The sequence below is a fragment of the Nocardioides marmoriginsengisoli genome (assembly GCF_003725695.1).
GTDB classification, from domain to species: domain Bacteria; phylum Actinomycetota; class Actinomycetes; order Propionibacteriales; family Nocardioidaceae; genus Marmoricola; species Marmoricola marmoriginsengisoli.
The window spans coordinates 259,463-278,472 of sequence record NZ_RJSE01000009.1 but is presented as its reverse complement, the minus strand read 5'-3'; the positions used below and the strand labels follow the sequence as shown (position 1 = coordinate 278,472).

General features: G+C 70.8%; 24 protein-coding genes. 8 read left to right on the top strand and 16 right to left on the bottom strand.

Translation table 11 applies throughout. The features are described 5' to 3' along the window. Positions 1 to 5: 5 nt before the first annotated feature. From EFK50_RS19945 to EFK50_RS19895, 12 genes are all read right to left on the bottom strand, one after another. A complete protein-coding gene (locus tag EFK50_RS19945) occupies positions 6 to 707 on the bottom strand; it encodes a DUF3885 domain-containing protein (protein WP_123229340.1) in 702 nt (233 codons plus the stop codon). 202 nt (positions 708 to 909) lie between these two features. Next, complete coding sequence (locus EFK50_RS19940; RefSeq protein ID WP_123229339.1) at positions 910 to 2,040, bottom strand: CU044_5270 family protein; 1,131 nt, start codon at positions 2,038 to 2,040, stop codon at positions 910 to 912. Next, a complete protein-coding gene (locus EFK50_RS19935; RefSeq protein WP_183407934.1) occupies positions 2,037 to 2,513 on the bottom strand; it encodes a sigma-70 family RNA polymerase sigma factor in 477 nt (158 codons plus the stop codon). The genes EFK50_RS19940 and EFK50_RS19935 overlap by 4 nt, the downstream gene beginning before the upstream one ends. 83 nt (positions 2,514 to 2,596) lie before the next feature. Next, the gene (locus tag EFK50_RS19930; RefSeq protein ID WP_123229337.1) at positions 2,597 to 3,082 is read right to left on the bottom strand and encodes a peptidase inhibitor family I36 protein; all 486 of its coding nucleotides are present in this window, start codon (positions 3,080 to 3,082) and stop codon (positions 2,597 to 2,599) included. 42 nt (positions 3,083 to 3,124) lie between these two features. Continuing rightward, the gene (locus EFK50_RS19925) at positions 3,125 to 4,276 is read right to left on the bottom strand and encodes an FtsX-like permease family protein (protein ID WP_123229336.1); all 1,152 of its coding nucleotides are present in this window, start codon (positions 4,274 to 4,276) and stop codon (positions 3,125 to 3,127) included. Beyond that, a complete protein-coding gene (locus EFK50_RS19920; RefSeq protein ID WP_183407933.1) occupies positions 4,263 to 4,955 on the bottom strand; it encodes an ABC transporter ATP-binding protein in 693 nt (230 codons plus the stop codon). Before EFK50_RS19920 ends, EFK50_RS19925 begins: the two co-directional genes overlap by 14 nt. Next, entirely contained in the window at positions 4,952 to 5,836 is an 885-nt protein-coding gene (locus tag EFK50_RS22375) for a hypothetical protein (protein ID WP_183407932.1), read from the bottom strand. The genes EFK50_RS19920 and EFK50_RS22375 overlap by 4 nt, the downstream gene beginning before the upstream one ends. Then, a complete protein-coding gene (locus EFK50_RS19915; RefSeq protein WP_123229335.1) occupies positions 5,833 to 6,345 on the bottom strand; it encodes a hypothetical protein in 513 nt (170 codons plus the stop codon). The genes EFK50_RS22375 and EFK50_RS19915 overlap by 4 nt, the downstream gene beginning before the upstream one ends. A 4-nt stretch (positions 6,346 to 6,349) precedes the next feature. Further along, on the bottom strand, positions 6,350 to 6,772 hold the full coding sequence (locus EFK50_RS19910; RefSeq protein ID WP_148046242.1) for a hypothetical protein: 423 nt from the start codon (positions 6,770 to 6,772) through the stop codon (positions 6,350 to 6,352). Between the two features lie 101 nt (positions 6,773 to 6,873). Next, the gene (locus EFK50_RS19905) at positions 6,874 to 7,920 is read right to left on the bottom strand and encodes a hypothetical protein (protein WP_123229333.1); all 1,047 of its coding nucleotides are present in this window, start codon (positions 7,918 to 7,920) and stop codon (positions 6,874 to 6,876) included. Positions 7,921 to 7,960: 40 nt separating this feature from the next. Next, entirely contained in the window at positions 7,961 to 9,454 is a 1,494-nt protein-coding gene (locus EFK50_RS19900) for a hypothetical protein (RefSeq protein WP_123229332.1), read from the bottom strand. A gap of 10 nt (positions 9,455 to 9,464) precedes the next feature. Continuing rightward, the gene (locus EFK50_RS19895; protein WP_123229331.1) at positions 9,465 to 9,842 is read right to left on the bottom strand and encodes a winged helix-turn-helix transcriptional regulator; all 378 of its coding nucleotides are present in this window, start codon (positions 9,840 to 9,842) and stop codon (positions 9,465 to 9,467) included. A gap of 92 nt (positions 9,843 to 9,934) precedes the next feature. Here EFK50_RS19895 and EFK50_RS19890 point away from each other — a divergent pair, with 92 nt between their 5' ends. The 6 genes from EFK50_RS19890 (at position 9,935) to EFK50_RS22370 (ending at position 14,076) form a co-directional block, all read left to right on the top strand. Next, positions 9,935 to 10,522 (top strand): NAD(P)-dependent oxidoreductase, encoded by a 588-nt coding sequence (locus EFK50_RS19890; protein WP_123229330.1) that lies wholly within the window; start codon positions 9,935 to 9,937, stop codon positions 10,520 to 10,522. Between the two features lie 33 nt (positions 10,523 to 10,555). Continuing rightward, positions 10,556 to 11,251: an NAD-dependent deacylase gene (locus tag EFK50_RS19885; protein ID WP_123229329.1), complete on the top strand. Its 696-nt coding sequence runs from the start codon at positions 10,556 to 10,558 to the stop codon at positions 11,249 to 11,251. Beyond that, positions 11,251 to 11,898 (top strand): hypothetical protein, encoded by a 648-nt coding sequence (locus EFK50_RS19880; RefSeq protein WP_123229328.1) that lies wholly within the window; start codon positions 11,251 to 11,253, stop codon positions 11,896 to 11,898. The genes EFK50_RS19885 and EFK50_RS19880 overlap by 1 nt, the downstream gene beginning before the upstream one ends. Further along, positions 11,870 to 12,616, top strand: coding sequence for a VIT1/CCC1 transporter family protein (locus EFK50_RS19875; RefSeq protein ID WP_123229327.1), 747 nt, complete (start codon positions 11,870 to 11,872; stop codon positions 12,614 to 12,616). The genes EFK50_RS19880 and EFK50_RS19875 overlap by 29 nt, the downstream gene beginning before the upstream one ends. A 96-nt stretch (positions 12,617 to 12,712) precedes the next feature. Continuing rightward, positions 12,713 to 13,840: an NAD(P) transhydrogenase subunit alpha gene (locus EFK50_RS19870; protein ID WP_123229326.1), complete on the top strand. Its 1,128-nt coding sequence runs from the start codon at positions 12,713 to 12,715 to the stop codon at positions 13,838 to 13,840. Positions 13,841 to 13,902: 62 nt separating this feature from the next. Beyond that, a complete protein-coding gene (locus tag EFK50_RS22370) occupies positions 13,903 to 14,076 on the top strand; it encodes a hypothetical protein (RefSeq protein WP_183407931.1) in 174 nt (57 codons plus the stop codon). A gap of 11 nt (positions 14,077 to 14,087) precedes the next feature. Here EFK50_RS22370 and upp read toward each other — a convergent pair whose 3' ends face one another. Further along, positions 14,088 to 14,729: a uracil phosphoribosyltransferase gene (gene upp, locus EFK50_RS19865; protein ID WP_123229325.1), complete on the bottom strand. Its 642-nt coding sequence runs from the start codon at positions 14,727 to 14,729 to the stop codon at positions 14,088 to 14,090. Positions 14,730 to 14,833: 104 nt separating this feature from the next. On the opposite strand from upp, the gene EFK50_RS19860 reads away from it, so the two are divergent. Then, positions 14,834 to 15,325 carry a tRNA adenosine deaminase-associated protein gene (locus EFK50_RS19860; RefSeq protein WP_246004250.1) on the top strand — a complete coding sequence of 164 codons (492 nt, stop codon included), beginning with the start codon at positions 14,834 to 14,836 and terminating at the stop codon, positions 15,323 to 15,325. Positions 15,326 to 15,350: 25 nt separating this feature from the next. Beyond that, positions 15,351 to 15,779, top strand: a complete 429-nt coding sequence (locus EFK50_RS19855) for a nucleoside deaminase (protein WP_123229600.1) — start codon at positions 15,351 to 15,353, stop codon at positions 15,777 to 15,779. Here the strand turns inward: EFK50_RS19855 and EFK50_RS19850 are convergent. The 3 genes from EFK50_RS19850 to EFK50_RS19840 are packed head-to-tail and all read right to left on the bottom strand — an operon-like array spanning position 15,735 to position 18,997. Further along, on the bottom strand, positions 15,735 to 16,139 hold the full coding sequence (locus tag EFK50_RS19850; RefSeq protein ID WP_123229323.1) for a DUF779 domain-containing protein: 405 nt from the start codon (positions 16,137 to 16,139) through the stop codon (positions 15,735 to 15,737). The genes EFK50_RS19855 and EFK50_RS19850 overlap by 45 nt on opposite strands. Continuing rightward, positions 16,139 to 17,662, bottom strand: a complete 1,524-nt coding sequence (gene adh, locus EFK50_RS19845) for an aldehyde dehydrogenase (RefSeq protein WP_123229322.1) — start codon at positions 17,660 to 17,662, stop codon at positions 16,139 to 16,141. The genes EFK50_RS19850 and adh overlap by 1 nt, the downstream gene beginning before the upstream one ends. A gap of 33 nt (positions 17,663 to 17,695) precedes the next feature. After that, the gene (locus EFK50_RS19840) at positions 17,696 to 18,997 is read right to left on the bottom strand and encodes an HNH endonuclease signature motif containing protein (RefSeq protein WP_123229321.1); all 1,302 of its coding nucleotides are present in this window, start codon (positions 18,995 to 18,997) and stop codon (positions 17,696 to 17,698) included. Positions 18,998 to 19,010: the final 13 nt, after the last annotated feature.

Here is a 19,010-nt window from a genome sequence, read left to right as displayed (position 1 = left end):
CAGCTTCAGAGACCGCCTGGGTACGAAGACAACCAGCCGGCATGACGGGCCTTGAGGCCGTCGCGCGCGACCGCACTTGGAAGTACAACGTCGGCGCCACCGTCGTAAGGGCAGTAGAGCCATTCGAGATTGGGAGCGCCGATGACGAAGCGGCCTTGGTCGTCTGCCGCCGCCAGCAGAAGAGAGTCGACCTCGGCGTCAGACAGTCCTGACGCCGCCCAGAAGTAGTTGCGTCCGGTGTCTGGGTCGTCGTCCGCTTGGCCAATGCGCCATGGCCACGCGCCGGACACCTTTCGCCTTGACCAGCCTGCGGCCGAATCCCGCCAACCCCAGTCCGCAGCGATTACGCACAAGTCGGCGGTGCCGGCGGAGCCTTGGAGCTCTCGCAGGACGGTGCGATGCCGCCGGAGGATCTCGTCGTACTCCACCTCGTTCTCGGCGTATCGCTTCGACTCGGGAAGGCTATGGAACCGGACCCACTGATCGGCGTATTCGACTCGCAGCACGTAGCCGAGCGGTTCGGCCCTGGGCCACGTGCGCTCCCACAGCTCGGTCAGCTGCACTGCACGAATACTGACCTCGCCGTGCTCGAACGCGCCGTGGTGACCGCGCACTCGCCGCCAGCGGCTCTTGATCGCCCAGCGCGTCTGGAGAGACTTGAACCCGACCCACCCACGTAGGGAGTCGACGACTTTGGGCACGGGCATGACGAACAGGGTAGTGACGCCCGATCAGCCGCACGCGTGCGTGGCAAGAACGTGGCAGCAGAGTCGTCGGAGCCCGTCGACCGCCAACGCCCACCATCACGTTTGCGCAGGTCAGCGGCACATCGCCGTCGATGACTACCAACACCCGCTGAGCTTGCCGTGCTTCCCCTGGTACTACTGACCAGGTCCGAACCATCGCCGCTCAGTACCGCGTGGTGGTCCGGCTGTCCGGCACCTCTCCCTGCTCGACCCGGTCCGCGCTCGCGAGCGCGGTGAACGCGACCACCGCCGGCGGCTTGAACCCCAGATCCTTGTTCGGCTTCACCAGGATCGACTCCGACCCGAGGTACCTCCCGGTGTCGGGGTCGATCAGGACGAGCGTCCGTTGGGTGGGGTCGGTCGCGTCGGCCACGAGCACGACCGCGTCCCGGCCCAACCGGTCCTTCGTCGTACCGAGGGTGGTGATCGTCGGCTCGGTCGCGAGCAGGCGCCAGAGGCGCGCGGTCACGGATGGTGCCACCACGTAGCCGGTGAAGAGGTCGTTGACGGCACCGAGCAGGCACCCGCCGGCGACGCCGCCGCAGCCGTACGGGGGAGCCAGCAGCTTCCGCAAAGCGGGGACCGACTCCGGCAGCGTGCCGGGGTAGTCCGCGCCCAGGTCGTTGGTGAAGGTCTCGTCGGTGGTCGACGGCACCGCGCTCCACGAGCCCGGCTGGTCCGTGGCCCGGCCGTCGGCGTCCAGCGGTCGGCCGCGGCGCTCGATCGAGCGCCGGGTCCCGTCCGGGAGCTGGTAGACCTCGACGTGCCGCGGGACCAGCACGGTGGCGGGTCCGCGGTCACGATCGGCGGGATCCGTCGACGACCACCAGGCATCCAGGACGACCCGTTGCACCGGCAGGTCCGCCGCCGGGGGCTGCCCCTCCGCGCGCCCAGCCAGGTTCTCCAGCAGCGCCCGCGCCGGTGCGCCCGCGCCGGGGAGGTGATCCCCGTCCACGCCGGAGAACGTGAGCATCGGCGGGGTCTCCGCGGCCGCGGGCCGCGGTCCCGCACCCGGCTCGACGACCACCAGCGCGATCGCGATCACCGCGCAGGCGACCCCGGCGGCGAGCAGACCCAGCACGGTACGCCGACCGCCGACACGGAGCCGCAGGTCAGGCCGGACGAAGCGGCGCCCCTGGCCCCGGCCGCGAGGTTGCTCGAGGATGCGCCCGAGCATCGCCTGCGCCCGAGCGGTCGACTCCGGATCGGACTCCGGTACGACGTTCTCGTGCAGCCCGATCGAGTCGAGGAGCTTGCGCAGCTCCGGGTCGTCGTTGGGTCGGAGGTTGCTCATTCCCGGGCCTCCTTGTCCACGATCTCGCGCAACCTGCCGCGCGCCCGGGTACGGCGCTTGGCGGCCGCCGCGGTCGAGCACCCGAGGATCCGCGCGGTGTCGCCGAGGTCGAAACCGGCGTTGAACAAGAGGATCACCTCGCGATCGTCGACGGAGAGCTGCTGGAGCAGGTAGGTGACGCGGGCCTCGTCGTCCACATCCGTCGCCGACCGCCCGGTGGCCGCCACCTTCACGGGCTGGGCGACGAGTCGTTCGGCGAGAGCCTTCCGGCGGCGCCGGGACCGGTACTCGTTGCGGATGTGCCCGGTCAGCACCTGGTAGGCCAGGGCGTGCAGGCCGCGCTCCTCCTCCGGGGACTCCGGGAAGGCCAGGTCCTTGCCCCAGAGCGTGGTCAGGGTCTCGGCGACGACGTCCTCGGCCCCGGCCGGGTCGAGCTGGTTGCGCGCAAACCTGAGCAAGGGGGGTTGCAGCACCCAGAACACCTTCTCAAACTCGCGCGCGTCCATCCGAGCCCCTCCGCAGCATGGGCCAAGGATGCCATTCGCGAGCGACTAGTTCAGCATGATGCTCCTGCGGAGAGCTGGACCTTCGCCGGCTGCTGGTAGCCAACCGTCAGCGAGGACTTCTTGTCGCCGGCCGCGTAGCAGGTCGACGACGTTGCCGCGTTGTTGTAGAGCCGGGCCGCCTGGCCGCGGTTGTTCCAGAACGACTTCACGGTCGTGCTCAGCGGCTTCGTCACGCCGCTGCCGGTCACGTAGGAGAACGAGCCGGTGTACGACGCCGAGGTCCACATGCAGAACCGCCCGCTCGAGCACTCGCTCAGCGACATCGTGTCCGCGGGGACCGCCACGAACCCGCTGCCGTCCGGGTAGACGACCTCGTGGTCGGTGCGCAGCACGCCACCGGGGTGGTCGCGGAGATAGGACTGGGCGGTCGCGGTAGCTGCCGGAGCGGGCGCCGTGGTGGCGCCGACCGGGATGGCGCCGGCACCGATCGCGAGGGCGGCGAGGGTCGGTGCGAGCAGGAATCGGATGCGGGTCATGACAGTCAGATGTCCGGCAGGAGCCCGATCGGGACAGCCGTCTTAGGAGAGCTTCGGCTCGAGGACGTCGAGGGGGTCCTGGGTGGTCGCCCGGACCACCGGCCAGGCCGAGGCGACGACGAGCACCACGACGGAGCCGAGGACCAGGCGGGGGATGGCGGCCGGGTTGACCAGGTCGGCGTCCGCGTCGAAGGTCGCCTGCGCGACCCGGTCCGCGAGCGGCTGGGAGGCGAGCGCGAGCACGATCGCGGACGCGACGCCGAGGACGACGGTGGCGAGCACCTCGACACCGACCAGCAGCGCGACGTGGACGCGCCGCGCCCCCAGCGCCAGGCTCAGCCCGAAGAGCCACATCCGGTCCCGCACCACGATCAGCTGCGAGACCAGGAGGCCGAGCGCCCCGAGGATCAGCACGCCCCACCCGATCACCCCGAAGATGGTCTTGATGCCGGCGCTCGCCGCCCGCACCTGCTCACCGCGGTCGAGCCGGCCGATCGTGACCGTCACCTCGTCGACGGTGACGCCGAACTTCGTCGCGTCCGTGCCGAGCTCGGCCTGCAGCGCGGACCGGATTGCCGGGATGCTGTCCGGCTGGCCGGTCGTGACGACGAACCGGTAGGCGATCGGTTCCGAGGACATCAGAGCCGCGGACGACTCGTACGCCGGGGCGAGCGTCAGCCCGTCACCCCAGCGGTTCTTGTCCGCGGCCGACGGGACGAAGATCGCTCGCGCCGGCACCGCGGCACCGGCGAGGCAGACCTTGGTGTCGCCGGGGAGCGAGCCGCCGTACCGGAGCGGGTACGGCGTCCCGTCGGCCCGGTAGACGAAGCGGACCATCCCCGACCCGAGCACGTCGTACGGCGGGCACTCGGGCCGGATGTCGGGGTAGCCGACGACGTAGCTGACCGGCGCGCTGCTGATCCGCTGCAACCGGTGCACGACGCGCTCGACGAAGGCGGTGCGCCCCAGCCCGAAGGTCGTCTGCGTCTCGACCGAGTACGACCCCTCGGCCCCGGACTCGGAGTCGATCGCGTCGTCGAGACCGCGGGTTCCGATCTGGGAGAGCTGGGAGACGATCAGGAACACCGTCATGGCGATCGCGACCAGCAGCACCGAGAGGAGCAGCCGGACCCGGGCCGCCCGAGCTAGCTGGAGCGCGAGCCTGACGGTCGAACCGGCCTCACGCCCGAGCATCGCGGATCCGACCTCGGACGAGCTCCAGCCGGGTGTCCGCCAGCCGCGCGATCGCCTGGTCGTGGGTGACGATCACGACCGCGGTGCCGTACTGCCCGGGCAGGGCGAGCAGCTTTTCCGCGACCGCGCCGGCAGTCTCCTCGTCCAGGTTGCCGGTCGGCTCGTCGGCGACCAGCAGGGTGGGACGCGCGAACACCGCGCGGGCGATCGCGACGCGCTGGCGCTGACCGCCGGAGAGCGCGTTGGGCCGTCGGCCGGCCAGGTCGGCGATGCCCAGCGAGTCGAGGTCGTCGGTGGCGCGGGCGACTGCCTGGGACCGGCTCAGGCCGGCGTGCCGGAAGTTCCACCCGAGCATCACGTTCTGCAGCACCGTCAGCGACGGCTCGAGGTGGAACGCCTGGAAGACGATGCCGATCCGTGCGGACCGGAGCACCGACCTGTTCGCGTCGCTCATCAGCGCCGCGTCCTCGCCGTCGAGGAGCACCTTGCCGACGGTCGGCTCGCGGAGCAGGGACAGCACCGAGATCAGGGTGGACTTGCCGCTGCCCGACCGGCCGACGATGGAGGTCGAGCTGGCCGGGCGGCAGGCGAAGCTGACCGAGTTCAGCGCCAGCACGCTCTCCGAGTCGGTGGCGTAGGCGACGGAGACGTCGAGGAGCTCGGCGGCGTACCCGGTCACGGATCCGCCGTCACCGGGGGAGCGAGCTGGTCGCCGGCCCGGACGGCTCCCCGGATCACCCGGACCACGCCGTCGGTCACCCCGACCTCGACGGGCACCCGGACTACGTCGCCGTCCCGGATCACCGAGACGGAGTAGCGGTCGGTGCGCTCGTCGTACCCGATGGAGAGGTTGGGGGCCAGCAGGACGTCCTTCAGCTCGGTCGACCGCATCGTCACCGTGGACCGCAGCCCCGGTGCGGTCTGGACGCCGGCGGGGAGCCGGCAGTGCAGGGCGGCGGCGCTCTCGTTCGTCGCCTCGACGGGGGTGCTCCACAGGGCGGCGCAGCGGACCGTCGTCGGGCCGAGCACGGTCTCGACCTGGGCGGTGCCGGAGAAGGGCATCGAGAGGTAGCGCAGGTACTGGATCGGCGTCAGCGCCGCGACCACGTCCAGGCCGGGCGCGGCGAAGGAGGGCGCCCGCCCGGACGCGTGCAGGACGGCGTCGACCGGAGCCCGGACCTCGCGCTGCTGCGCCTCCAGTCCGGCGAGCCGGGAAGCTGCCCCGCCGGCCCCGGGCGCGGACAGCGCGTCTCGCGCGGCCTGCGACACCACCAGCCGGCCGACCGGCGTTCCGGCCTGGACCGTGCGCTGGTCCGGGCCGCCGCGGGGCACGAACCGCAGCTGGTCGTTGGTGACGATGGCGATCCGGTCGCTGCGCGCGGTGACCGCGTCCAGCGTGTACTCCAGCTTCAGGTCGGCCCGCCTGATCGTGGGAGGTGCCGTGGCCGGAGACTCCGAGTCCGCAGACCCCGGACCGTCGTCGGACCTGGTTGTGCTTGCGCATCCCGACATGAACGCAAGCACAACCAGGACCCCCAGCGCCCCGAGGCGCTGGGTCACTGCACCTCCTTCAGGGAGTCTTCGATCGTCGGTCCGGAGACGTCTCCGGGAACCGCCGGGATCCAGTGGCCGCACGACGACGGTCCCTCGAGATAGGCCCGCAGCTGGCTCGGGTCACCGCTGAGGATGCGCGCCACCAGGTGCTCGCGGATCCCGCGGGCGTCCGTGTACGACGGCTCCTGGGGCGAGCGCACCGCCGGCACCGGCGCGAGCTCGGGGCGGACTCCCGTGGTCAGCCACGACCGGTACGCCGCGGCGACCTCGCGGCAGGTCACGAAGTTGATCACGATGCCCTGCGCCATGCTGTCGCGCGCGGAGTCGGTCTCCTCCTCGGCGATCTTGCGGCTCGCGTCCGGGTTCGCCAGCACCTCCGCGACGACCTTGCCGTCGAGGCCCTGGAAGACCGGTGCGTCCGCCCGCAGCGAGGCCGGTTCGTCGCTGCCGCATCCGGCCGCGAACGCGGCGCACGCCAGGGCGCACGCCGCGATCGCCAGCCGCTTGGTTCGCAACGGCCTAGTTGGTCGAGGTGGCCGTGTACGTCACGTCGTAGCTGCCGTCGCTGAACGGGTTCAGCGGGGAGCAGTCGCTCGGGACGTACTTGCGGGCGCGCACGGTGTAGGTGCTCGGCAGCACGCCGTTCCAGGTGACCGTGTCCCCGGTGCTGGTGTGCTTGTAACCGAGGTCGTTGCCGTTCGACGACCGCGCGGTCCAGTCCGTACGACGGTCGTCGGTCGCCGAGTTCTGCTTGATCTTGAACGTGCCGCTGTGGCCCTGGACGAGCGAGACCCCCGTCTTGACCGAGGTCGCGTTGCAGTCGATGTCGTTGATCGTGCCCGTCTTGACGGTCGCGCCGGCCGGCGACAACCCGGTGGCGAGGAGGATGCCCATCCCCATGGTCAGAGCCGCGATCCGTCGTACCTGCGTGGAAGTAGCCACTGGTTGCCCCTAGAGCTCGGGCGCGCCCCTCGGATGGGACGTGCTCATCAGCCAGATGTCCGGCTGCGAGGGATCCGGGACACCTGGTGACGAGAAACTTCCTAGGGAGCTACCGGCACTTCCGCCGGCGTCTCCGGCCGGCGTGCCCGGGCCGCCGCCCCGATCAGCACCAGACCGCCGAGCGCGCACGCGCCGACCTCCCACCAGGTCGGGCGGTTCGCCATCAGCGCGATCGTGGCGATCGGGATGATCAGGACCGCGCTGCCCGCGACCAGCAGCCGGAAGCCGACGTGGCCGGTGCTCAGCGCGCAGCCGAACCAGAACAGCGCCAGGGCGAGGCAGAACAGCAGGACGATGTAGACGTCGTTCTGGTACGGATCCTCGCCGACCCCGGAGAAGAAGTGTCCGCCGGGGAGGTCGTCCATCTCCGCGAAGTCCGTCTCGTCGTCGAAACCCGAGACCCGGAACTCGGAGAAGGCCACCGTCATCGCGCGGATGGTGCCGAGCGACATCAGGACCCCCGCCATCGTCGCGAGCCCGGCGATGCCGACGACGATTCCGGTGAGCTCACGGGTCGCCGGCAGCAACCAGCCGGCGGCGGTCGCGACCATCACGAAGATCATCACGGCGGCGCCGATGACGATGAACTGCGACCCCTCGTCCCCTTCGTCGATGACGTCGTCGAACAGCTTCGCGTAGAGGACGACCAGCGCCGCGAGGGAGCTGAGCACGAACGGCGCGGCCCGGGTGAGGAGGTAGCCGGCGACCGACAGCACCAGAGCGAGACCAGCGCCGGCGTAGATCGAGACGTCGTCGTTCGAGATCAGCACGCTGAGCATCACGCCGAGTCCGGCCGCGCCGGCCGCACCGGGCCACGAGACCAGGCCCGCCCGGCGCTCGGCGTCCGGGACGACCAGGTGCGCCACCACCGCGAACCCGAGCAGGCCGAGCGCGGAGAGCGCGCCCATCACGAAGTTCGAGGTGTCCAGGTCGCCGGTGTTGCGGGTGTACATCGCCGAGACCACCACGGCCGCGGAGACCAGGGCGACGCCGGCCGCGGTCGCCGCCGTGGGCAGCCGGGAGAGGTCGAAGGTGATCGTGAAGGTCCGGCCGGGGCGCTCGCCGGGTGATTCCAGGTACTCGGTCATGGCAGCCAACCTAGAGGTCGGCGGCCCGTCGTACCGGGGTTCAGCGACAGTCGGTCGCGATCTTCTGGATCTTCCGGACCACGGCCGGGTCGTCCTTGCCGAGGTTCGGGTTCTGGAGCTCGGCAACCGGGAACTGCTCGATCATCTGGTGCGCGAAGCACTTCGCGGTGTCCGCGTTGGCTCCCGCCTGGAGCACGCCGACCCCCAGGTACGCCCGCGTCGCGACCAGCTCGACGGCGGTGGTCGAGTGGTCCTTCCCGAGCTCGGCCGAGGTGCCTGGGTCGCAGGACTCGAACACGATCCGGTCGCCGTCACGGGTGGCCTCGGCCTTCGAGCCCGGCACCGCGGCGATCCAGGTCCGCAGCGCCGCGAGCAGCCGACCCGTCGCGGCGTCGTCCTTGGTCGCGTAGGAGACCCGGGCGCACTTGACGTCGTCGCGGGTGAACGCGACGAACGCGTCGCCGTCCCAGCCGTCGGTCGCGGCGAGCGCGTCGAGCACGGGGATCCGCTGGGCCAGCATCAGGTACGTCGTCAGCGCGCCGATCTGGCCGGAGTCGAACTTCTTCTCGCCGTCCTCCAGGCCCGGTACGGCGACGTCGGCGATGTCCGTGTCGCCGGTGGCGGCGGCCATCGGGTCGACCAGGACGGAGTCGTTGGTCGGCGGGTCGCGGAAGAGGTCGTCGACGTCGTCCTTGTCCTCCTCGGCGACCGCCTCGGTCAGTGCCTGGCCGAGCGCGTACGGCGCGCTGATCAGCGAGACCACCACGCCGGGGACCTTCTCCAGGCCCTTCTGGGCGTCGCCCTGGTCCTCTTCCTCGGCCTTCGCCAGGGCCTTCTGGTCGGCGGCGGAGAGGGTCTTCCGGTACAGGTCCGCGGTGCGCTCGGCGTCGCCCTCGACGATCGCCTCGAGGGCGTCGTACGCGGTGGTGGGCTTCCCGCTCTCGGTCTCCTTGGAGAGCCGGTCCATCCGGTTGCCGATGTCGAAGCGCTGGTCCTGGAGCGCGTGGGTCAGCTCGTGGACGAGCGTGGCGCGGACGGCGAGGGAGAGCTCCTTGCCCTTGACGGTGATCCGCTGGTCGTCGAACGAGTAATACGCCAGCGTGCCGGAGCCGTAGGCGTCGTTGAAGGCCTCGAAGAGGTCCACGTCGCCGTCGATCAGGCCGAAGGCCCGGAACAGGGAGGTGACCTCATCGATCTCGCGACGCTCCTTCTTGTCGAGGTCCTTGTCCTCGCTCTTCACGGTCTTCTCGAACGCGGCGGCGTCGAGGAAGCGGACCTCGACGGGGTGCTTGAAGGTGAGGCGGCGCTCCTTCTCGACGATCTTCACGTACGGCGCGATCCGGGAGTCCCAGGTCTTCGGGTAGCTCGGCTCGTCGCCGTCGTCCTTGAGCACGAGGAAGGCGACCAGACCACCGGCGATCAGGGCCAGCACCACCAGGACGGCGACGATCGCGGCGACCGGGACGCGGCGCTTCGGCGGGACCGGCGCCTCCGGTCCGTCCGGTGCGTACGCGAACCATCCGGTGTCAGTCATGGCGGTGAGGCTACCGGTCGTACACCTCGCGGTTCGCCACGATCCGGGACGCGTGCTGCTCGGCCCAGTGCCGGATCGCGTCGATCGGCACCAGCAGGTCCCGGCCGAGATCGGTCAGCTCGTACTCGACCCGCGGGGGGACCTCGGCGTACACCGTCCTGGTCAGGACGCCGTCGCGCTCCAGCGCGCGCAGGGTCTGCGTCATCACCTTGGGGGTGATGCCCTCGATCCGGGTGCGGAGCTCGGAGAACCGCAGCCGGCCGTCCGCCAGGGCACCGACGACCAGCACCGTCCAGCGGTCGCCGATCCTGTCGAGCACCACCCGGGAGGCGCAGTCCTTCGCGAACGCGTCCGGCGGGAAGGCGCTGGAAGACGCAATAGTTTCCATGAGGTATCTATAGCACGTTGAAGTGCTCGGTATCAAATAGATACTGTCTCTGTTGAGCATTCAACCATCGACGTCCCACCAAGGAGATACCCATGAAGATCGCCCTGTACGGCGCCACCGGCGCCATCGGAAGCGCCATCGCCACCGAGGCCACCACCCGCGGCCACCAGGTCACCGGGATCAGCCGGCGCGGCAGCGCGCTCACCGGCGACGCCCTCGACCCGGCGTTCGCCGCCGACGTCGCCGCGGACCACGAAGTCGTCGTCTCCGCGATCGGCCCGAGCCGCACCGACGACGACGGCACCCGGTTCGTCGACTCGGTCGCCAACCTGGTCGACACCCTCGGCGACCGCCGCCTGGTCGTCGTCGGCGGCGCCGGCAGCCTCACCGTCGACGGTGTCCGGCTGCTCGACACTCCTGAGTTCCCGGAGATCTACAAGGCCGAGGCCACCAAGGGGGCGGCGACGCTGGAGCTGCTGCGCGAGACCGACGACGTCGTCGACTGGACCTACCTCTCCCCGGCTCCGGTGATCCAGCCCGGCGAGCGCACCGGGTCGTTCGTGCTCGGGTTGGAGTCGCCGGTCGGGGACACCGTCAGCATCGAGGACTACGCGGTGGCACTGGTCGACGAGATCGAGACCCGGGCGCACGTGCGGCAGCGCTTCACCGTCGCCAACTGACCTCCCGAACAGCCCGGGGATAACCTTCGGGACGTGAAGGTCGTCGTTCTCACCGGTGCCGGTATCTCTGCGGAGAGCGGGCTGGCGACCTTCCGGGACGCCGACGGCCTCTGGGAGAACCACCGCCCGGAGGACGTCGCCACCCCGGAGGCGTTCGCCGAGGACCGGGCTCTGGTGCAGCGCTTCTACGACGAGCGTCGTGCTGTCCTGGCCCGGGTCGCTCCGAACGCGGCGCACCGGGCGCTGGCCGAGCTCGAGAACCTGATCGGCGACGACCTGTTCCTGGTCACCCAGAACATCGACGACCTGCACGAGCAGGCCGGCTCGCGGCGGGTGCACCACATGCACGGCGAGCTGCGCGCGGCGTGGTGCGTGTCCTGCGATTCCCGGATGCCGTGGACCGGCACGCTGGCCGACGAACCGCCCTGTCCGCGCTGCGGTGTCGCCGCGCTCCGGCCGGACGTGGTCTGGTTCGGCGAGATGCCGTACGGCATGGACGACATCCACCGGGCGCTCTTCACCTGCGACCTGTTCGTCTCGATCGGGACCTCCGGGGTGGTCTACCCGGCGGCCGCGTTCGTGGACTACGCGATCGCCGGCGGCAGCGACACCCTGGAGCTCAACCTGGAGCGTGCTGCGAACAGCGACTTCCGGGTCTCGCGGCAGGGCCTGGCCAGTGAGCTGGTCCCGGCCTGGGTCGCCGAGCTCGGTGCCGGGGTCGGTGGCTGATGCGACCGGCGGCCCTGCTCGCGCTGCTGCTCGTCACCGGCTGCGGCAGTACCACCACCTCCGAGACGCCGGACATCGACAGCATCGCGGGCAGCCAGGTCGGCGCGATGGCCGAGCGCCAGCTGGAGACCACCCACCCGGGGATGGCACCCGGCGAGCTGACCTGTCCGGACCTGGACTTCGAGGTCGGCAGCGAGGTCCGCTGCGAACGGGTCGCCGAGCTGAGCGGCGGCCGGCTGATCCGGGTCTCCGGAACGGTGAGCGTCACCAGTACCGAGGGCGGCGGCCGGCTGCACGTGAAGCTCGACGACGAGGTGGCCGAGTTCGGCATCACCGGTGACGCCCTCGAGGACGACCTGCGGAAACGGGCCGCGGCGAAGCTCAAGGCGGAGCCGGACGAGGTCACCTGTCCGTACCTGACCGGCGAGGTCGGCACGAAGGCCCGCTGCCGGGTGCGGCTCGACGACAAGGTCGTGGTGGTGGTCGCGGTGATCACCGGCCGGGAGCCGGAGGAGAACCTGACCCGGTACCGCTTCGAGTGGAGAGCCGACAAGGCGCGGATTCAACGCAGCCTTGCCTTCGTTGCGACCGGACCGTCCGGCGTGGTGGATTGGCACCGTGACCACCGAAGCCGAGCTGCCGCCTGACGCCGAGATCGGACCGCACGAGCACGAGCCGCACCACGAGAGCACCTCGGCGCTGCTGAACTGGTTGCGCGCCGCGGTGCTCGGTGCCAACGACGGCATCGTCTCGGTCGCCGGCCTGGTGATGGGCGTGGCCGGTGCCACCGACAGCCGGCACACCCTCTTCATCGCCGGCGCTGCCGGCCTGGTCTCCGGCGCCCTCAGCATGGCGGCCGGCGAGTACGTCTCGGTCAGCACCCAGCGCGACACCGAGCAGGCGCTGATCGCCAAGGAGCGCCAGGAGCTCGAGGACGATCCCGAGGACGAGCTCGCCGAGCTGGCCGGGATCTACCGGGACAAGGGACTCAGCGAATCGCTCGCGATCCAGGTCGCCGAGGAGCTGACCGCCCACGACGCGCTGGCCGCGCACGCCGACGCCGAGCTCGGGATCGACCCGGACGAGCTCACCAGCCCGTGGCAGGCGGCCGTCGCCTCGCTGATCTCCTTCGTCCTGGGCGCGGCGCTCCCGCTGCTCACGATCACCCTCTTCAGCGAGTCGTCCCGGATCTGGGCCACCGTGGTCGCGGTGGTCCTGGCGCTGGCCCTGACCGGCTTCGCGTCGGCCAGGTTCGCCGAGGCCGACGTCCGCCGCGCGATGATCCGCAACGTCGTCGGCGGCCTGCTGGCGATGGCCGTCACCTACGGGATCGGCTCGGTGGTAGGCGGCGTCTCCAGCACCTAGCCGCTCTCCGTCGAACGGGCTGTTCTGGTCTGCCGAGCGGGCTGTTCTGGTTCGTCGAACGGGCTGTTCTGGCCGGCGCTGGAATACCGTGCAGGGGTGAAGGTCGCGGTGGTCAGGGAGACCCGTCCCGGTGAGGCCCGGGTGGCGATGGTGCCCGAGCTGGTCGGCGAGCTCACCGCCCTCGGCTGCCTGGTCCTGGTCGAGCCGGGTGCCGGCGACCGGGCCGAGTTCACCGACGAGGCGTACGTCGACGCGGGCGCGGTCCTGGACGAGGGCGCCGTGCGGCAGGCGGACCTGGTGCTCGCGGTGCAGCCGCCCGACCCGGCCGTCGTCCGGGAGATGCGGTCCGGGGCCGCGCTGATCTCGTTCCTCCCGGTGCGCCAGGAGCGGGAGGTGGTGGTCGCGCTGCGCGACGCCGGGGTGACCTCGTTCGCGATGGAGCTGGTGCCGCGGATCTCCCGGGCCCAGCCGATGGACGCGCTCTCCTCGCAGGCCTTCGTCGCGGGCTACCGGGCGGCGATCGTGGCCTCGGGGCTACTGCGCCGGTTCCTGCCGATGAGCATCACCGCCGCCGGAACGGTGCCGCCGGCCGAGGTGGTGGTGCTCGGCGCCGGGGTGGCCGGCCTGCAGGCGATCGCGACGATGCAGCGGCTGGGGGCCGTCGTCCGGGCGTACGACGTGCGTGCGTCCGCAGCGGAGGAGATCGCCTCGCTCGGGGCGGTCCCGATCGACCTCGGCCTGGCCCCTCTCGACGGAGCGGCCGGCTACGCGCGGGAGATGACCGCGGCCAGGTCCGCCCGGCAGCAGGAGCTGCTGGCGCCGTACGTCGCGAACGCCGACGTGCTGATCACCACCGCGGCGGTGCCCGGGCTGCGTGCACCGGTGCTGGTCAGCCGGGCGATGGTCGAGGCGATGCGCCCGGGCTCGGTGGTCGTCGACATCGCCGCCGAGGCCGGCGGGAACGTCGAAGGGGTCCGGCCCGGTGAGATCGTTCGGATCGGGCAGGCCCAGGTCTGGGGCGGAGCGGACGTGACCAGCCAGCTGCCCGCTCCGGCCTCGCAGCTCTACGCCCGCAACGTGCTCAGCCTGCTGACGTCGATGACTCTTCCCGGTGACTCCGCCGTCTTCGCGCCCGACTTCGCCGACGAGATCGTCGCGGGCTGCGCCGTCACCCGCGACGGCGCGATCGTGCACCCGCCGACCCGCGACCTGATCGGCGGATAGCGCGGCCGCGGAGCCTGTTGCATCCACGACCACCGGCGTACCGTGGAGGTGGAGGTACTGCCATGGCACGTATCGATGAGTTCAAGATCAGCCCGGACGACGGGTATCGGTACTCCGCGCCGGAGAAGGACCGCGACCGGCAGGACCGGGAGGGCGGCTACCTCATCCTGGTGCTGATCGTGGCGCTGGTGATGCTCGCGACCGCCACCGGTCAGGTCACGGTTTTCTACTACTGAGCCAGCTTCTACTACTGAGCCAGCCCGTACAGGCGGTCGCCGGCGTCACCGAGCCCGGGCACGATGTAGCCCTTCTCGTTCAGCCGCTCGTCCAGCGCCGCGGTCACCACGGTGATCGGGATGTCGAGGTGCGCGATGCCCGCCTCCAGGTTGGCCACGCCCTCCGGCGCCACCAGCAGGCAGATCGCGGTGATGTGGTCGGCGCCGCGGTCGACCAGGAACTCCAGCGCCGCAGCCAGGGTGCCGCCGGTGGCGAGCATCGGGTCGAGCACGTAGCACTGCCGGCCGGACAGGTCCGCGGGCAGCCGTTCGGCGTACGTCGACGCCTCCAGGGTCTCCTCGTTGCGGACCATGCCGAGAAAGCCGACCTCGGCGGTCGGGACCAGGCGCATCATCCCGTCGAGCATGCCGAGGCCGGCCCGCAGGATCGGGACCACGAGCGGACGCGGCCGGCTCAGCGCGACCCCGTGCGCCGGTGAGACGGGCGTCTGCACCGTCACCGGCTCGACCCGCACCTCCCGGGTGGCCTCGTAGGCGAGCAGGGTGACCAGCTCGTCGGTCAGTCGGCGGAACTCCGGCGAGAGCGTGCGCTCGTCGCGCAGGGTCGTGAGCTTGTGGGAGACCAAGGGGTGATCGACAACGTGCAAGCGCATGAACGGCAGCCTACGCAGAGGCCAACCCAGTTGGCGCGGACCCGGTGTTCTGCCACCATCAGGTAAGGCCCACCCGGGACCGGAGGCGGTGCGACGTGTCGGACGTGACTGATGCCGAGGTCAATGACATTGACCTGGCCGTCGTCGCCTACCTGGACGACGGCGCCTGGAACGTCGCCGAGCTGCCCGGCCGCTGCCTCGACGACGTCGAGTCGATCGCCAAGGAGCTGCGCCGCTACCCCGGCATCTCGGGGGCGCTGGCACTGATCTCGATCGACGAGGACTTCGTCCTGCTGGTGCGCGCCGAGGGCTCGCGGGTCCGGGTGCTGCTCTCGGACGCGTCGGCCGCCCCGGACTGGACCCTGGCCCGCTCGGCCGTCGACCACCTCGGGGTGCACGTCGAGGTCGACGAGGAGGAGCAGGCCCCGGCCGGCGACCTCGGCATCGTCGCGGACCTCGGCTTCTCGGCCGCCGACATGGGCGAGCTGCTCGACGACCTCGACCTCTACCCCGAGGACCTGCTCGGCGAGATCGCGTCGCAGATCGGGTTCGGTGACGCGTTCGACGAGTACGTCGACGACGTCGAGGCGGACTAGCCCCTTGTCGACCTGGGACGCCGCGATGCGGCAAGCGCTGGAGCGCGCCGCCGAGGCCGGCCAGGACGTGCCGATCGGCGCGGTGGTCCTCGACCCGGACGGAGCGGTGATCGGCTCGGGCGTGAACATCCGGGAGCGCGACGGCGACCCGACCGGGCACGCGGAAGTAGTCGCGCTGCGTGCCGCCGCGGTCACGCGCGGCGAGTGGCGGCTCGACGGCTGCACCCTGGTGGTCACCTTGGAGCCGTGCACGATGTGCGCCGGCGCGATCGTGCTGTCCCGGGTGCAACGCCTCGTCTTCGGCGCGTACGACGACAAGGCCGGCGCGGTCGGCAGCCTCTGGGACGTCGTACGGGATCGGCGGCTGAACCACCGCCCTGAGGTGATCGGCGGGGTGCTTGCCGAGGAGTCAGCCGCGCTGCTCGACGCCTTCTTCGCTCAGCAGCGCCGCTGACTCCTGGTCGGTGAAGAGCCGCGAGCGGATCAGGAAGCGGACCCCTTCCGGTGCCTCGACGGAGAAGCCCGACCCCCGTCCGGGCACCACGTCGACGGTCAGGTGGGTGTGCGACCAGTAGGCGAACTGCGATCGCGACATCCAGAACGGGACCGGCCTCTCCAGGCCGATGTCGAGGTCGCCCAGATGGACGTCCGCCTCGCTGGTGAGGAAGTCGCCGTCCGGGAAGCACATCGGCGAGGAACCGTCGCAGCACCCTCCGGACTGGTGGAACATCAGAGGGCCGTACTGGCCGACGAGGCGGCGGAGAAGCTCCGCCGCCTCCTCGGTGACATCCACCCGTCTGGTGGAGCTGTACATCAGAAGAAGCCCAAGGCATCCGGGGAGTACGACACCAGCAGGTTCTTCGTCTGCTGGTAGTGGTCGAGCATCATCTTGTGGTTCTCGCGCCCGATCCCGGACTGCTTGTAGCCGCCGAACGCGGCGTGCGCCGGGTAGGCGTGGTAGCAGTTCGTCCAGACCCGGCCGGCCTGGATCCCGCGCCCCATCCGGAACGCCAGGCCCGCGTCCCGCGACCAGACGCCGGCACCGAGCCCGTACAAGGTGTCGTTGGCGATCTTGAGCGCGTCGTCCTCGCCGGCGAACGAGGTCAGCGCGACCACCGGCCCGAAGATCTCCTCCTGGAAGATCCGCATCGAGTTGTCGCCTTCGAAGATCGTCGGCCGGACGTAGTACCCCTCGGCGAGATCGCCCTCGAGGACGTTGCGCTCACCGCCGGTGAGCACCCGGGCGCCCTCGGCGCGACCGATGTCGAGGTAGCTCAGGATCTTCTCGAGCTGGTCGTTGGAGGCCTGCGCGCCGATCATCGTGTTGTCGTCCAGCGGGTTGCCCTGGACGATCTTCTCCACCCGGGTCACCGCGTCGGAGACGAAGTCGGCGTAGATGCCGTCCTGCACCAGCGCCCGCGAGGGACAGGTGCAGACCTCGCCCTGGTTGAGGGCGAACATCGCGAAGCCCTCGAGCGCCTTGTCGTAGAACGCGTCGTTGGAGCTCGCGACGTCGTCGAAGAAGATGTTCGGGCTCTTGCCGCCGAGCTCGAGGGTGACCGGGATCAGGTTCTGGCTGGCGTACTGCATGATCAGCCGGCCGGTGGTGGTCTCCCCGGTGAAGGCGACCTTCGCGATCCGGTTGCTGGAGGCGAGCGGCTTGCCGGCCTCGACGCCGAACCCGTTGACGATGTTGACGACGCCGGCCGGGAGCAGGTCGCCGATCAGCTCGAACAGCACCAGCAGCGACCAGGGGGTCTGCTCGGCGGGCTTGATCACCACGGCGTTGCCGGCGGCCAGCGCGGGCGCCAGCTTCCAGGTCGCCATCAGGATCGGGAAGTTCCACGGGATGATCTGCGCGACCACGCCGAGCGGCTCGTGGAAGTGGTACGCGTAGGTCTCGGCGTCGATCTCGCTGATGCCGCCCTCCTGGGCGCGGATCGCGCCGGCGAAGTAGCGGAAGTGGTCGACGGCCAGCGGCAGGTCGGCGGCCTTGGTCTCGCGGACCGGCTTGCCGTTGTCCCAGGTCTCGGCGACCGCGAGCAGCTCCAGGTTCTGCTCGATCCGGTCGGCGATCTTGTTGAGGATGTTCGCGCGCTCGGCGGGCGACGTACGGCCCCAGGTCGGGGCGGCCGCGTGCGCGGCGTCGAGGGCCTTCTCGATGTCGGCCTCGGTGCCGCGGGCGATCTCGGTGAACGGCTTCCCGTTGACCGGGCTGATGTTCTCGAAGTACTGACCGGTGGCGGGCGCGACCCACTCGCCGCCGATGAAGTGGTCGTAGCGGGGCTTGACCGGGACCAGCGAGTCAGCGGATCCGGGAGGTGCGTAGACAGTCATCGTCGACTCCAGAAGGTGAGGTAGTGGTGTGGCTCACACGCTAGGAACGACGACGTTGCGTGCACGTTGCGCGAGCGGAGGCTCGTGGCGCTGGTGGAAGGCGATCGACCCGTCGGGTTGTCGGTGGTGGACGTAGTGCTGGTCGTGGATGCGCCGGTGGTGGAAGTGGCACAGCGGGACCGCACGGGCCAGATCGGTCTTTCCGAGGTGTGACCACGGGACGTCGTGGTGCAGCTCGCACCAGGCGAAAGGTCTCTCGCAGCCGTCTGCGGCGCAGGCTCGGTGGGTGGTGCCCAGGGCGGTGCGCTGGGCTTCGCTGAACAGTCGTGCGGATCGACCCAGGTCGAGGGGAAGTGACGCGCCGCCCAGGACGACGGGCAGGATCCGGGCGGTGCAGGCCAGACGACGTGCCTCGCCGGCGGAGAGGGCCTCGTCGGTGTCGAGGTGGGCGACCTTGAGTGCGTGGCGCAGGGTGGCCTCGTCGACGGTGACGACCAGGGTGGCGGCGGTCCTGGGGTGCAGGTGGTCGGTCGGAAGGTGGTCGACGAGTTCGCAGAACGCTTCGCCGCGGGCCCGGTCCCAGTCGGTGCGCGCCTCGCGGTCCCCGACCTGGGCGCGAGACGCTCCCGGTCGTCCGCGGCGCGGGGCCGTGATGGTGTCGAGGATCTTGCGCAGCAGGTGGCCTTGCGCCGTGGGGACGGTGAAGTGCCCGGTGACGGTGCCGTCGTCGTTGTCGTGCAGGGTCAGCCGGGTCCGGGTCCTGGCGTGCTGCTCGAGGTCGCGGACCAGCTCGTTCTCGTGGGCGTCCACGGCGGCGACGTCGTCCTCGATCGCGGTCAGCGCCCGGCGGGCGACTCTGCGGAGCGCGGACGGCGACAGGACCTGGGCCTTGGTGACCAGTTCCTGCTCGACGACCTCGCGCTGGGCGGTGGTCACGTGCGCGGGGAGCTGGCGGTCCGCGTGCACGATGACCTCGGCGTGCTCGGGGCTGATCACTCCGCGGGCGAGCGCGGCGCCGGCCGCCGGTCGGTCGTCGAGTCCTCGGGCCAGCCGAACCTGCCGCTGCGCGACGACCTGGTCGCTGTTGGTCAGCCGTGCGGCCCACTGGCCGGTCGAGGCGGCACCGACCCTCGCGGCGGTGCGGGACCGTTCGGCCGAGGCGAGTGCCTGGAGCTTCTTCGCGGTCGCCACGGCCACCACCTGGGACAACGACTGCACGAGGCGGGCCTGCCCGTCCGGGTCCAGTGCGTCGGTGTCGATCGCCGTGATCGTGTCCAGGCAGGCCTGCAGATCCGGCGCGGGTGCCGGATCGAGGTGCTCTGCCGTGGTTGTCATGACTCCATCCTTG